The sequence below is a fragment of the Salmonella sp. NW884 genome (assembly GCF_051700745.1).
Taxonomy (GTDB): Bacteria; Pseudomonadota; Gammaproteobacteria; order Enterobacterales; family Enterobacteriaceae; genus Salmonella; species Salmonella enterica.
Genome location: NZ_JAMMDE010000011.1, coordinates 1 through 13,014, shown reverse-complemented (window position 1 = coordinate 13,014; position 13,014 = coordinate 1). Strand labels below are relative to the sequence as shown.

The 13,014-nt window shown below is 52.5% G+C and carries 12 protein-coding genes; 5 read left to right on the top strand and 7 right to left on the bottom strand.

Translation table 11 applies throughout. From position 1 onward, the window contains the following. Positions 1-3: 3 nt before the first annotated feature. The 7 genes from ftsL to leuO all read right to left on the bottom strand — a co-directional run bounded on the left by ftsL (position 4) and on the right by leuO (position 7,145). Positions 4-369 (bottom strand): cell division protein FtsL, encoded by a 366-nt coding sequence (gene ftsL, locus NA197_RS19435; protein ID WP_000625651.1) that lies wholly within the window; start codon positions 367-369, stop codon positions 4-6. Next, positions 366-1,307 (bottom strand): 16S rRNA (cytosine(1402)-N(4))-methyltransferase RsmH, encoded by a 942-nt coding sequence (gene rsmH, locus NA197_RS19430; protein WP_064043211.1) that lies wholly within the window; start codon positions 1,305-1,307, stop codon positions 366-368. The genes ftsL and rsmH overlap by 4 nt, the downstream gene beginning before the upstream one ends. Before the next feature lies 1 nt (position 1,308). After that, a complete protein-coding gene (mraZ, locus tag NA197_RS19425) occupies positions 1,309-1,767 on the bottom strand; it encodes a division/cell wall cluster transcriptional repressor MraZ (RefSeq protein ID WP_000488294.1) in 459 nt (152 codons plus the stop codon). A gap of 605 nt (positions 1,768-2,372) precedes the next feature. Further along, positions 2,373-3,377, bottom strand: a complete 1,005-nt coding sequence (gene cra / locus NA197_RS19420) for a catabolite repressor/activator (protein WP_000762406.1) — start codon at positions 3,375-3,377, stop codon at positions 2,373-2,375. 283 nt (positions 3,378-3,660) lie between these two features. Beyond that, on the bottom strand, positions 3,661-4,152 hold the full coding sequence (gene ilvN / locus NA197_RS19415; protein ID WP_001563086.1) for an acetolactate synthase small subunit: 492 nt from the start codon (positions 4,150-4,152) through the stop codon (positions 3,661-3,663). A 2-nt stretch (positions 4,153-4,154) separates the two neighbouring features. Beyond that, entirely contained in the window at positions 4,155-5,879 is a 1,725-nt protein-coding gene (gene ilvI, locus NA197_RS19410; protein ID WP_001748923.1) for an acetolactate synthase 3 large subunit, read from the bottom strand. A gap of 321 nt (positions 5,880-6,200) precedes the next feature. Continuing rightward, positions 6,201-7,145: a transcriptional regulator LeuO gene (gene leuO / locus NA197_RS19405; RefSeq protein WP_001115421.1), complete on the bottom strand. Its 945-nt coding sequence runs from the start codon at positions 7,143-7,145 to the stop codon at positions 6,201-6,203. A 656-nt stretch (positions 7,146-7,801) separates the two neighbouring features. On the opposite strand from leuO, the gene leuL reads away from it, so the two are divergent. From leuL to leuD, 5 genes are all read left to right on the top strand, one after another. Continuing rightward, a complete protein-coding gene (gene leuL / locus NA197_RS19400; RefSeq protein WP_001575587.1) occupies positions 7,802-7,888 on the top strand; it encodes a leu operon leader peptide in 87 nt (28 codons plus the stop codon). Positions 7,889-7,975: 87 nt separating this feature from the next. Continuing rightward, positions 7,976-9,547, top strand: coding sequence for a 2-isopropylmalate synthase (gene leuA / locus NA197_RS19395; protein WP_000082819.1), 1,572 nt, complete (start codon positions 7,976-7,978; stop codon positions 9,545-9,547). Continuing rightward, positions 9,547-10,638, top strand: coding sequence for a 3-isopropylmalate dehydrogenase (gene leuB, locus NA197_RS19390; protein ID WP_000042336.1), 1,092 nt, complete (start codon positions 9,547-9,549; stop codon positions 10,636-10,638). The genes leuA and leuB overlap by 1 nt, the downstream gene beginning before the upstream one ends. Positions 10,639-10,640: 2 nt before the next feature. Beyond that, entirely contained in the window at positions 10,641-12,041 is a 1,401-nt protein-coding gene (leuC, locus tag NA197_RS19385) for a 3-isopropylmalate dehydratase large subunit (protein WP_001140632.1), read from the top strand. 10 nt (positions 12,042-12,051) lie between these two features. Further along, the gene (leuD, locus tag NA197_RS19380) at positions 12,052-12,657 is read left to right on the top strand and encodes a 3-isopropylmalate dehydratase small subunit (protein WP_064043210.1); all 606 of its coding nucleotides are present in this window, start codon (positions 12,052-12,054) and stop codon (positions 12,655-12,657) included. The last annotated feature ends 357 nt before the right edge of the window (positions 12,658-13,014 follow it).

Below are 13,014 nucleotides of genomic sequence, written 5' to 3'. Positions count from 1 at the left end.
TCCTTATTTTTGCACTACGATATTTTCTTGGGACGGATCAACATGCTGCATTTGCAGCTTTTCCGTTGCGATCCGCTCTACCCGGCTGTGATCGCCGAGCGCATTTTCTTCAAGGATCAGGTTGCGCCATTCAATGTCCAATGCATCGCGCTCCAGAACCAGTTGTTCACGCTGCGCGGTGAGTAAACGAGTATGGTGCGCCGTCGTGACCACCGTCACCGCCGTTAAAATGATGCAAATGAACAAGCAGAGTGGCAGCTTCCCGAACCGCAAAAGATCGTCACCGATCACGCCAGGCAAGGCATGGCGCTCGTTGCTTCCTATCGATCCCTTAACTTTGCTTAGGGCTTCTGTCACTCTGCTGATCATGCGTTCGTCCTCTCTGCGATACGCAGAACTGAACTACGGGCCCGAGGATTTTCAGCGACCTCTTTTTCACCCGGCATCAACTTGCCTAACGCTCGTAACTCACGACCGCCCAGTTTTTTGAGCTGCGCTTCCGTCATCGGTAATCCAGCCGGTACCTGCGGACCGCGGCTTTGCTCACGCATAAAGCGTTTCACAATACGGTCTTCCAGCGAGTGGAAACTGATGATTGAAAGCCGCCCGCCTGGGGCCAGTACGCTGAGCGAGCTTTTTAGCGCCTGCTCTATCTCCTCCAGTTCACTGTTTACCCAGATGCGCACCGCCTGGAAGGTACGGGTCGCGGGATGTTTGAATTTGTCTTTTACCGGGGTCGCCGCCGCAACCACCTCCGCCAGCTCTTTGGTGCGGGTCATCGGCTGTTCGCGATTGCGCTCAACAATGGCGCGAGCAATACGTTTGGCAAAACGCTCCTCGCCGAATGTTTTCAGCACCCAAGCGATATCCGCCTCCTCCGCCGTTTGTAACCACTCGGCGGCAGACTGGCCGCGCGTCGGGTCCATTCGCATATCCAGCGGACCGTCGCGCATAAATGAAAAACCGCGCTCCGCATCGTCAAGCTGCGGAGAAGAGACGCCAAGATCGAGAAGGATCCCGTCAATCTTGCCGGTAAGCTCGCGCTCGGCTACATAATCAGCCAACGCGGAAAAAGGTCCATGAATGATGGAGAAGCGAGGATCATTAATGGACTGCGCAACGGCGATCGCCTGCGGATCGCGATCGATCGCCAGCAAGCGCCCCTCTTCGCCCAGCTGCGCGAGGATCAGGCGCGAGTGGCCGCCGCGACCAAATGTGCCATCAATATAGATACCATCCGGACGAATATTCAGCCCATTAACGGCTTCATCCAACAGTACCGTAGTGTGTTTAAAATTTTCCATCATCTTATAGAGACAAGTCCTGCAGCCGCTCCGATAACGTTTCGGTAGCTGACTGTTCAGCGTCGATATCTTCCTTGACCTGTTGATACCAGGTCGTTTCATCCCACAGCTCAAATTTGTTGAACTGTCCAACCAGCATCACTTCTTTCGTCAGTCCGGCATGTTGCCGCAGAACTGGCGCGATCAGTAATCGACCTGCACCATCCATCTGACATTCGCTGGCATGGCCCAACAGTAAACGCTGTACGCGACGTTCTACCGGGTTCATGCTCGACAGACGAGATAACTTTTGCTCAATAATTTCCCATTCAGGCAGGGGGTAAAGCAGCAGGCATGGGTGATGGATGTCAATGGTACATACCATTTGACCGGTAGCGCTCTCGATCAGTTGCTCCCGATAACGGGTCGGCACGGTCAGGCGCCCTTTACTGTCGAGATTGACTAACGTTGCCCCCCGGAACATGCCAGTCTCACCCCTTCTTACCACTTTATCCCACAAATTCCCACTCGAAGGAGTTTACGGAGCGGAGGAAAAGCTTGTCAAGCAAGTCACAACGCTTACCTAAGTAAAAAAGCCAATGTTTACGGCGAATATCTGCGTTGATTAATTTCCGCCCAGCGTGCAAGCCAAATTAACGTTATGAATATTTGTAAGAAAAAAACCAAAGGCCCACCGCCGTTTAAAACGGACTCAATATAATCCGAGAAAAATATAAAGTGTCAGTTTGCGACGCGAGCGGCATTTTAGGACATATTGCACCGTGTTAACAGTGCCTGTTTAACGTGTGCGGTGCCTGCTATACCAGCGCCTACGAGCGACTGTCGCGCCAAAGACAAAAAGTGGCTGTTAATTCGACGATTTCTTGCCTGCTTGTAACAAAACAATACAAAGGAAAAGACTCGTTACGTCTTAATTAGTGGAATGTGGACGATTTCGGACAAAAGAAAGGTAATAAAAAAGAATTTTCGGATAATTTTAAGGAATAATCTTAATTATTTAAGGGATATTTTTACTGATACGCATTTGTTTGACGGCGGCAGAAGAGAGAGTCTTTTACCGCCGGTCCTTTAGCTACGGCTCAGAATGCCGCGACGATACAGGTTTCGCCGAATACGCGTTAAGCCGGGTTTCGGTTTACGCGGTTCATCAAGACTTGCCAGCACAATCTCCAGCACGCGTTCCGCGACATCACGATGACGCTGCGCCACCGCCAGTACCGGGCATTGCAGAAAATCCAGCAGCTCATGATCGCCGAAGGTCGCAATCGCTAAATCCGAAGGCAGTTTTCCATCGCGCCGCAGCGTTACGTCCATCACGCCCTGTAATAGCGCGAACGATGTCGTAAAGAGCGCCTGCGGCATAGGATGCGTTTCCAGCCATTTCTCAAACAACTGCGCGGCGGCTTCGCGCTCATAGCTGTTGGCATATAAGAAATTCACCTCCCGCGGATCGTCTTTCCATGCGGTGCGGAACCCCTGCTCGCGCAGGAAACTGACGGACAACTCCGGCAGCGCGCCCAAATAAAGCACCGTTTCCGCCGGGAATTTACGCAGCTCTTCCGCCAACATCTCGGCATCATCCTGATCGGCGCCGACCACGCTGGTGAAATGTTCGCGATCCAGCGCGCGGTCGAGCGCGACGATGGGGAACGGATCGTTGGCCCAGCGCTGATAGAAGGGATGCTCCGGCGGTAACGAAGTTGAAACAATGATTGCATCCACCTGGCGTTGCAAAAGGTGCTCAATGCAGCGCATTTCGTTATCCGGCTGATCTTCAGAACAGGCGATCAGCAGTTGGTAGCCACGCTGGCGTGCCTGGCGCTCAAGATAGTTTGCGATACGGGTGTAGCTCGTGTTTTCAAGGTCCGGGATCACCAGACCAATGGAACGTGTGCGTCCAGCACGCAGCCCGGCAGCCACAGCGTTAGGATGGTAATTGTGCTCACGCACTACCGCCATGACTTTTTCTACGGTTTTGTCGCTCACGCGGTATTGCTTTGCTTTACCGTTTATAACGTAGCTTGCAGTTGTGCGCGAGACACCGGCCAGCCGAGCGATTTCATCCAGTTTCACAATTGCCCCTTGTGTAAATTGTACAAACCATAACCTTTATGTCGGCATGGGTTAAAATCGTTAACATCTAAGCGCAGTTTGATCACTCCGGCAACCGCTTTTATTCCGGGTTACCACGGATTTCGCAAAAAAAAGCCCAACCGGTGATATTGGGTTGGGCGATAATTCCTGTTGGCTGATATCCGGCAAACCTGCCTGATGGCGCTACGCTTATCGGACCTGGGCCAGATATCAGCCTGTAGACCGGATAAAACGCAAGCGCGTCGTCATCCGGCGAATCTGCTCAGCGCATAATCTTATCGCCGCGCGAAAGCCCGACGACGCCTGAACGCGCCACTTCAACAATTTTCGCCACGTCGCGCAGCGAGGCCAGAAAAGCATCCAGTTTATCGCTGGTGCCCGCCAGTTGAACGGTATACAACGTTGGCGTAACGTCAATAATCTGACCACGGAAAATTTCCGTATTACGCTTCACCTCTTCCCGTCCGTAGCCGCTGGCCTGGATTTTCACCAGCATGATTTCCCGCTCAACGTGCGCTCCCTGACCCAGCTCGCTGACGCGCAGCACATCAACCAGCTTGTGCAGTTGCTTTTCAATTTGCTCAAGCACTTTTTCATCGCCTACCGTCTGGATAGTCATGCGCGACAACGTCGGATCGTCTGTCGGCGCGACGGTCAGGCTTTCAATATTATATCCGCGTTGCGAAAAGAGGCCGATAACCCGCGATAACGCCCCAGATTCGTTTTCCAGTAATACCGATAAAATCCGGCGCATCATCAGGTCCTCTCCGTTTTGCTTAACCACATTTCGTCCATCCCGCCCCCGCGAATCTGCATCGGATAGACATGCTCGCTGCCATCAACGGTGACATCGACGAACACCAGTCGGTTATTACGCACATGCTCAAGGGCTTCGCTGAGTTTACTTTCCAGCTCATCCGGACGGTTAATCTGCAGCCCGACATGACCATATGCTTCCGCCAGGCGCACAAAATCCGGTAACGACTGCATATAAGACTGAGAATGGCGACCGGAATAGATCATATCCTGCCACTGTTTCACCATCCCCAGATAACGGTTGTTCAGGTTCAAAACCAGTACCGGCAGTTCATACTGTAAGGCTGTCGACAGCTCCTGAATGTTCATCTGTATGCTGCCATCGCCGGTCACGCAGACCACCATTTCTTTCGGCAGGGCCATTTTAACGCCCAGCGCAGCCGGTAGGCCAAAACCCATCGTGCCGAGCCCGCCGGAATTAATCCAGCGACGTGGTTTATCGAACGGGTAATAGAGGGCGGCAAACATCTGATGTTGTCCTACATCGGACGTCACGTACGCGTCGCCCTTCGTCAGACGCCAGAGGGTTTCAATCACCGCCTGGGGTTTAATGCTTTCGCTTTCCGCGTCATATTTCAGGCACTGACGGGCGCGCCAGCTCTCTATCTGCTGCCACCAGTCGCGAATATCATCCTGCGGCTGAGACGGCGCATCCTGCGCCAGTAGCTCCAGCATTTGTTCCAGTACCAGGCGGGCATCGCCCACCACCGGGATATCAGCGTTAACCGTTTTGGATATGGACGTCGGGTCAATGTCGATGTGTAATACCGTCGCGTTCGGACAATATTTAGCGAGATTATTCGTCGTGCGGTCGTCAAATCGTACGCCAACAGCGAAAATCACGTCGGCGTTATGCATGGTCATATTGGCTTCATAAGTGCCATGCATTCCCAGCATTCCTAACGACTGGCGATGAGTAGCAGGAAACGCGCCCAGTCCCATTAATGAAGAGACCACCGGCAGGTTAAAGGTTTCAATGATGTGGCGCAGCGGCGCATAGCAGGCCGCGCTTATCGCCCCTCCCCCAACGTAGACCACCGGCTTTTTTGCCGACGCCAGCGTTTGCAAGGCACGCTTAATTTGTCCTTTATGTCCTGATGTTGTGGGATTGTAAGAGCGCATACTGACTGTCTCCGGCCAGGCATACGGCATTTTTTTCGCCGGATTCAAAATATCTTTCGGCAAATCCACGACCACCGGCCCAGGACGTCCGCTTGCCGCCAGCCAGAAGGCCTTTTTAAGCACCTGGGGTATATCTTCCGTCTGTTTGACCAGGAAGCTATGTTTGACCACCGGTCGGGAAATCCCCACCATGTCGCACTCCTGAAAGGCATCATAGCCAATCAATGAGGTGGCGACCTGGCCGGAAAGAATCACCAGCGGAATGGAATCCATATAGGCCGTAGCAATCCCGGTAATCGCATTGGTCGCTCCCGGTCCGGAAGTCACCAGCACCACGCCAACGTCGCCAGTGGCTCGCGCCAGGCCATCCGCCATATGCACCGCGGCCTGCTCATGACGCACCAGCACATGATCGATCCCTCCAACGGTATGTAGCGCATCATAAATATCAAGCACTGCGCCTCCAGGATAGCCGAACACCTGCTTTACGCCTTGATCGATAAGCGATCGGACGACCATCTCGGCTCCAGACAACATCTCCACGGCTTGCCTCCACTTTATACCTGTCATCACGGTTTGACGGACACCTTAACCGCTCGCTATCACGCCTGGCAATTGGGTGGAATGACGTAAAGATGGGGAAGGTTAGAATAATCAGGAGGCAAGAAGAGAAGAAATGGAGAAATACTCCGTCTGAATCACACCAGGTAATAAATAATCGCTTATAAATGCAGACTTACAGCAATTCATCTATTTTTCACAACGACGAAAAGAATCGCTCACCGTTAATTCAGCATAAAATTTTTGATATACGCTAAAAAGCAGAATAAACCAGAATTTGTTTCTGATTTATTCTGCCCGGTTTTATCGCTTACAAACAGAAACTAATAAATCTTCCATCCATTGATGCCCTTTATCACGCCCAGCCGCTTCATGCCAGGAAAGGTAGCATGTCCGGCTATTCAGTTTTAAAGGCAACGGTAGTATTTGTAGCTCCAGCGACTCCGCAAACTCTTCCGCCAGCCAGCGCGGGGCAATAGCGACCAAATGCGTCTGCGAAACCACGTTCAGAACGCTGATAAGCGCCATGCCCTGATAAGCCACGCTCGACTGTTTATCCGGCGTGTCATACCACGGCTGACTAAATGACGCATAACGATCGAGAGAAACCACCGCATGTTGTTCATTATAAACATCGCCTTCCAGTAGCGGGCCGCTAATACGCGGGTGTTTTCGGCTGGCGACTAAAACCATTTCATCTTTAAATAGCGGTACGCTGGTAAACTCAGGACGACGGAATTCTTCATAACTAATAACGAACTCGGTTTCCTGATAGCGTAGCTGATGCTCAGTATTCTGATTCAACGACGCTTTAAAAACGACATGAATATTTGGCGCAATTTTTTCTACACGATTATAAATCTGTGACGTCAGGATATTATCCAGCGGACTGCACACGCAAAGATTGAATACACGTTCGCTGCTGGTCGGCTCAAACCCCGATCCCGGCAATTCATTTTGTACCAATTGCAACGCCTGACGGACTGAACCAAATAACTGAAATGCACGGGCAGTCGGCTGAATTCCTCGTCCATATCGAACAAAAAGTTCGTCATTAAACATAACCTTCAGACGCGCTACGGCGTTACTGACCGCAGGCTGCGACATTCCCAGCGTGTGGGCGGCGCGCGTAATATTCTGCTCTTGCATTACCGCATCGAACACGGTCAATAGGTTCAAATCAACCATGCGAAGCTGTGGTTTGCCCATATCTAAAAGATGCGGCTTTTCGGTTTTGACCTCTGGCATATTTAACTCCACTGTCACGCTTAACTCCCTTTTTCTGGCTGAAGGCAGAAATAATTCCTGAAAATATGATTTACCATGCATATAAAATAAGAAAAAGGGAAAGCGTTAAAATTCGGAAAACATAAAGACGCTGACAGAGACAAATAGAATGCCAGCGCAAGCGTAATGTGTCCTGAGTCACACCATTGCGATTCATAATGTTTAAATTACGCAAGCAATATAACCATAACTGTGGCGAATACACAATCATACACCAAGTGAATGATCATTTAAGTTTTAATTAAATGTTTATATTATTAATAGCTAAAAAGTTAACATTAATTTATCAATAACTTTATCCTTATCCATTAAGTAAACAAGGTTATTTGTTAAAATATAAAACAAATCAAAAAGATAAACCAAACCTTTTGCATACCTTTAGCAGGCCATTCCCCTAACCAATTTGCAAACAAAAATGCCTAAATATTTCAAACAATGAAAAGTATGAATGTCTACTCGTTCTTTTATCCTTTATTGGACACGCAGCCCAGCACAATTAGCTAAAGTACGTATCCGGATATCGTCAACAAAATGCAATGGCGACAGAAATCAGAGTTGACATTAAACGGCATATCCAGTACCACTAAAAGCATATCGCATTCGCTGGAGCTGAATTAATGTCACATATCGTTCGTTTCACTGGGCTACTACTACTCAACGCATTTATTGTGCGCGGTAGACCGGTGGGCGGCATTCAACATTAAGTCAGCTCGAAGTCAAACAAAACCCGCGCCGTTGCGCGGGTTTTTTTATGCCTGACGCAAGGCGCCCCTGGAGACAAGGACCACATCATGAGCCAGCAAGTCATTATTTTTGATACGACCTTACGCGACGGCGAACAAGCGTTACAGGCCAGCCTGAGCGCGAAAGAGAAGCTGCAGATTGCCCTGGCCCTTGAGCGCATGGGTGTTGATGTCATGGAAGTGGGCTTCCCGGTCTCTTCTCCGGGTGATTTTGAATCTGTCCAAACCATCGCCCGCACCATCAAAAACAGCCGCGTTTGCGCCCTGGCGCGTTGTGTAGAAAAAGACATCGACGTCGCGGCACAGGCGCTGAAGGTCGCCGACGCGTTTCGTATCCATACTTTTATCGCCACCTCGCCAATGCACATCGCCACCAAGCTGCGCAGCACGCTGGATGAGGTCATCGAACGCGCGGTATACATGGTTAAGCGGGCGCGTAATTACACTGATGACGTGGAGTTCTCCTGCGAAGATGCTGGCCGGACGCCTGTTGACGATCTGGCGCGCGTGGTGGAAGCCGCTATAAACGCCGGCGCGAGAACCATTAATATTCCCGATACCGTGGGCTATACCATGCCGTTTGAGTTCGCGGGAATCATTTCCGGTCTGTATGAACGTGTCCCCAATATCGACAAAGCTATCATCTCCGTTCATACCCACGACGATTTAGGGATAGCGGTAGGCAACTCGCTGGCGGCAGTACATGCGGGCGCGCGTCAGGTTGAAGGCGCGATGAACGGTATCGGAGAACGTGCCGGTAACTGCGCGCTGGAAGAGGTGATCATGGCGATTAAAGTGCGCAAAGACATCATGAACGTACACACCAACATCAATCACCACGAAATCTGGCGCACCAGCCAGACCGTCAGCCAGATCTGTAACATGCCGATCCCGGCCAACAAAGCGATTGTCGGCAGCGGCGCTTTCGCCCACTCTTCCGGCATACACCAGGATGGCGTCCTCAAGAACCGCGAAAACTATGAAATCATGACGCCAGAGTCCATCGGTCTGAACCAGATACAGCTGAACCTGACCTCCCGCTCTGGCCGTGCCGCCGTGAAACATCGCATGGAAGAGATGGGTTACAAGGACACAGACTACAACATGGACCACCTGTACGACGCGTTCCTGAAGCTGGCGGACAAAAAAGGCCAGGTGTTCGACTATGACCTGGAAGCGCTGGCGTTTATTAATAAACAGCAAGAAGAACCAGAGCATTTCCGTCTGGATTACTTCAGCGTGCAGTCCGGCTCCAGCGATATCGCCACCGCTTCCGTGAAGCTGGCCTGTGGTGAAGAGATCAAGGCCGAGGCGGCGAACGGCAACGGCCCGGTCGACGCCATCTATCAGGCGATTAACCGCATCACTGGCTACGACGTTGAGTTGGTTAAATACGACCTGAACGCCAAAGGCCAGGGCAAAGACGCGCTGGGTCAGGTCGATATCGTCGTAAACCATCATGGTCGCCGCTTCCACGGCGTCGGGCTGGCGACGGATATCGTCGAATCCTCCGCCAAAGCGATGGTGCACGTACTGAACAATATCTGGCGCGCCGCCGAAGTTGAAAAAGAATTGCAACGCAAAGCTCAAAATAAAGAGAACAACAAGGAAACCGTGTAATGTCGAAGAACTATCATATTGCCGTACTGCCGGGCGACGGTATCGGCCCGGAAGTCATGGCGCAAGCCCTGAAAGTTATGGATGCGGTACGCAGCCGTTTTGATATGCGTATCACCACCAGCCGCTATGACGTCGGCGGTATTGCTATCGACAATCATGGTCATCCACTGCCGAAAGCCACCGTTGAAGGGTGCGAGCAGGCGGATGCCATTCTGTTTGGCTCCGTCGGCGGCCCGAAATGGGAAAATTTGCCCCCGGAAAGCCAGCCAGAGCGCGGCGCCCTGCTGCCGCTGCGCAAACATTTCAAATTATTCAGTAACCTGCGTCCGGCGAAACTGTATCAGGGACTGGAAGCATTTTGCCCGTTGCGCGCCGATATCGCCGCTAACGGTTTCGATATCCTGTGCGTGCGCGAGCTGACCGGCGGGATCTATTTCGGACAGCCAAAAGGCCGTGAAGGCAGCGGTCAGTACGAAAAAGCCTTTGATACCGAAGTTTATCACCGCTTTGAGATCGAGCGCATTGCCCGTATCGCCTTTGAATCGGCGCGTAAACGCCGCCGTAAAGTCACCTCTATTGATAAAGCCAACGTACTGCAAAGCTCTATCCTGTGGCGTGAGATCGTCAACGATGTCGCGAAAACGTATCCCGATGTGGAACTCGCGCACATGTATATCGATAACGCCACCATGCAGTTGATTAAAGACCCGTCGCAGTTTGACGTACTGCTGTGCTCTAACCTGTTCGGCGACATTCTGTCCGACGAATGCGCCATGATCACCGGCTCAATGGGGATGTTGCCCTCCGCCAGCCTGAACGAGCAAGGATTTGGCCTGTATGAACCGGCTGGCGGCTCCGCGCCGGATATCGCCGGGAAAAATATCGCCAATCCAATTGCGCAGATCCTGTCGCTGGCGCTGCTGCTGCGCTACAGCCTGGATGCCAACGATGCGGCAACAGCCATTGAACAGGCGATCAATCGCGCATTAGAAGAGGGCGTTCGCACCGGCGATTTAGCCAGGGGCGCTGCCGCAGTCAGTACCGATGAGATGGGCGATATTATCGCCCGCTATGTCGCAGAAGGGGTGTAATCATGGCCAAAACGTTATACGAAAAATTATTTGATGCCCACGTGGTCTTTGAGGCGCCAAACGAAACGCCGCTGCTGTACATCGATCGCCACCTGGTACACGAAGTGACCTCGCCGCAGGCGTTTGACGGTCTGCGCGCGCACCATCGTCCGGTACGTCAGCCGGGGAAAACCTTCGCCACGATGGATCACAACGTCTCGACGCAGACTAAAGACATTAATGCTTCCGGTGAAATGGCGCGTATCCAGATGCAGGAGCTGATTAAGAACTGTAACGAGTTCGGCGTCGAGCTGTATGACCTGAATCACCCATATCAGGGCATCGTCCATGTGATGGGGCCGGAACAGGGCGTTACCCTGCCGGGTATGACCATCGTCTGCGGCGACTCCCACACCGCTACCCACGGCGCGTTTGGCGCGTTGGCCTTCGGCATCGGCACTTCTGAGGTAGAACATGTACTGGCGACGCAAACCCTGAAACAGGGGCGCGCTAAAACCATGAAGATTGAAGTCACGGGCAACGCCGCGCCGGGCATTACCGCCAAAGACATCGTGCTGGCGATCATCGGTAAAACCGGTAGCGCCGGCGGCACCGGACACGTGGTTGAATTTTGCGGCGACGCTATCCGCGCGCTGAGTATGGAAGGCCGCATGACGCTGTGCAATATGGCGATTGAGATGGGCGCCAAAGCCGGTCTGGTCGCCCCGGATGAAACCACTTTCAACTACGTAAAAGGGCGTTTGCACGCGCCGAAGGGCCGCGATTTTGACGAAGCCGTCGAGTACTGGAAAACGCTGAAAACCGATGACGGCGCGACCTTTGATACTGTCGTCACCCTGCGAGCAGAAGAGATCGCGCCGCAGGTGACCTGGGGCACTAATCCGGGCCAGGTGATTTCCGTCACCGACATCATCCCCGATCCCGCCTCTTTTAGCGATCCGGTTGAGCGCGCCAGCGCCGAAAAAGCGCTGGCTTATATGGGCTTACAGCCGGGCGTACCGTTAACAGACGTTGCTATTGATAAAGTCTTTATCGGCTCTTGTACCAATTCGCGTATTGAAGATTTGCGCGCGGCGGCGGAAGTCGCCAAAGGGCGCAAAGTTGCGCCTGGCGTGCAGGCGCTGGTGGTGCCGGGTTCAGGTCCGGTGAAAGCGCAGGCGGAAGCGGAAGGTCTGGACAAGATCTTTATCGAAGCAGGATTTGAATGGCGCTTACCAGGCTGTTCCATGTGCCTGGCCATGAATAATGACCGCCTGAACCCGGGCGAGCGCTGCGCCTCCACCAGCAACCGTAACTTTGAAGGTCGTCAGGGCCGCGGGGGTCGCACGCATTTAGTCAGCCCGGCGATGGCCGCCGCTGCCGCCGTTACCGGCCACTTCGCCGATATTCGCAGCATCAAATAAGGAAACTACCATGGCAGAGAAATTTACCCAGCATACCGGCCTGGTTGTCCCACTGGATGCCGCCAACGTCGATACCGATGCAATTATCCCTAAACAGTTTTTGCAGAAGGTTACGCGCACCGGTTTTGGCGCCCATCTGTTTAACGACTGGCGTTTCCTGGACGAAAAGGGTCAACAGCCAAATCCGGAATTCGTGTTGAACTTTCCGGAATATCAAGGCGCGTCGATACTGTTGGCGCGGGAAAACTTTGGCTGCGGCTCGTCACGCGAACACGCGCCGTGGGCGCTGACCGATTACGGCTTTAAAGTGGTGATCGCGCCAAGCTTCGCCGACATTTTCTACGGCAACAGTTTCAATAACCAACTGCTGCCGGTAACCCTGAGCGACGCACAGGTCGATGAGCTGTTTGCTCTGGTGAAAGCCAATCCGGGGATTCATTTTGAAGTGGATCTGGAAGCACAGGTGGTGAAAGCAGGCGATAAAACCTATAGCTTTAAAATCGACGGCTTCCGCCGCCACTGCATGTTGAACGGTCTGGACAGCATTGGGCTGACGCTGCAGCACGAAGACGCGATTGCCGAGTACGAAAATAAACAACCGGCATTTATGCGGTAACCTTTCACGCCTTACCGGGCCTACAGGTTATGCAATATCACCAGGTTGCCACTATATCCTGTAGGCCTGATAAGCGTAGCGCCATCAAGCGCCGGGTTACTCATCAGTCGCTCATGCCGGGGATATTCCGGCATTTTTTATACGTCTTTTACTCGCCCGGTCATCACCTGCGTGACCACAGAAACCGCCGTATAAATCCCGTTGAGACGCCGTCCCATCGTCGTCATCCAGAAACAGCCGAAATAAATAAATATCCTCCGGCATAGCCGGAGGTTTTTCTGATGCGCCTGTAAGGCTCTCTTACCAGCCGCGCCCTAACAGGCGCATACGATCTGACATTTGCATCAAACTTCGTTA

Coding starts and splice junctions, on each gene's coding strand:
- rsmH (WP_064043211.1), bottom strand. CDS start 1,307: ATGATGGAAAATTTTAAACACACTACGGTACTGTTGGATGAAGCCGTT.
- leuA (WP_000082819.1), top strand. CDS start 7,976: ATGAGCCAGCAAGTCATTATTTTTGATACGACCTTACGCGACGGCGAA.
- leuC (WP_001140632.1), top strand. CDS start 10,641: ATGGCCAAAACGTTATACGAAAAATTATTTGATGCCCACGTGGTCTTT.
- leuD (WP_064043210.1), top strand. CDS start 12,052: ATGGCAGAGAAATTTACCCAGCATACCGGCCTGGTTGTCCCACTGGAT.
- leuO (WP_001115421.1), bottom strand. CDS start 7,145: ATGCCAGAGGTCAAAACCGAAAAGCCGCATCTTTTAGATATGGGCAAA.
- ftsL (WP_000625651.1), bottom strand. CDS start 369: ATGATCAGCAGAGTGACAGAAGCCCTAAGCAAAGTTAAGGGATCGATA.
- mraZ (WP_000488294.1), bottom strand. CDS start 1,767: ATGTTCCGGGGGGCAACGTTAGTCAATCTCGACAGTAAAGGGCGCCTG.
- leuL (WP_001575587.1), top strand. CDS start 7,802: ATGTCACATATCGTTCGTTTCACTGGGCTACTACTACTCAACGCATTT.
- ilvN (WP_001563086.1), bottom strand. CDS start 4,152: ATGCGCCGGATTTTATCGGTATTACTGGAAAACGAATCTGGGGCGTTA.
- leuB (WP_000042336.1), top strand. CDS start 9,547: ATGTCGAAGAACTATCATATTGCCGTACTGCCGGGCGACGGTATCGGC.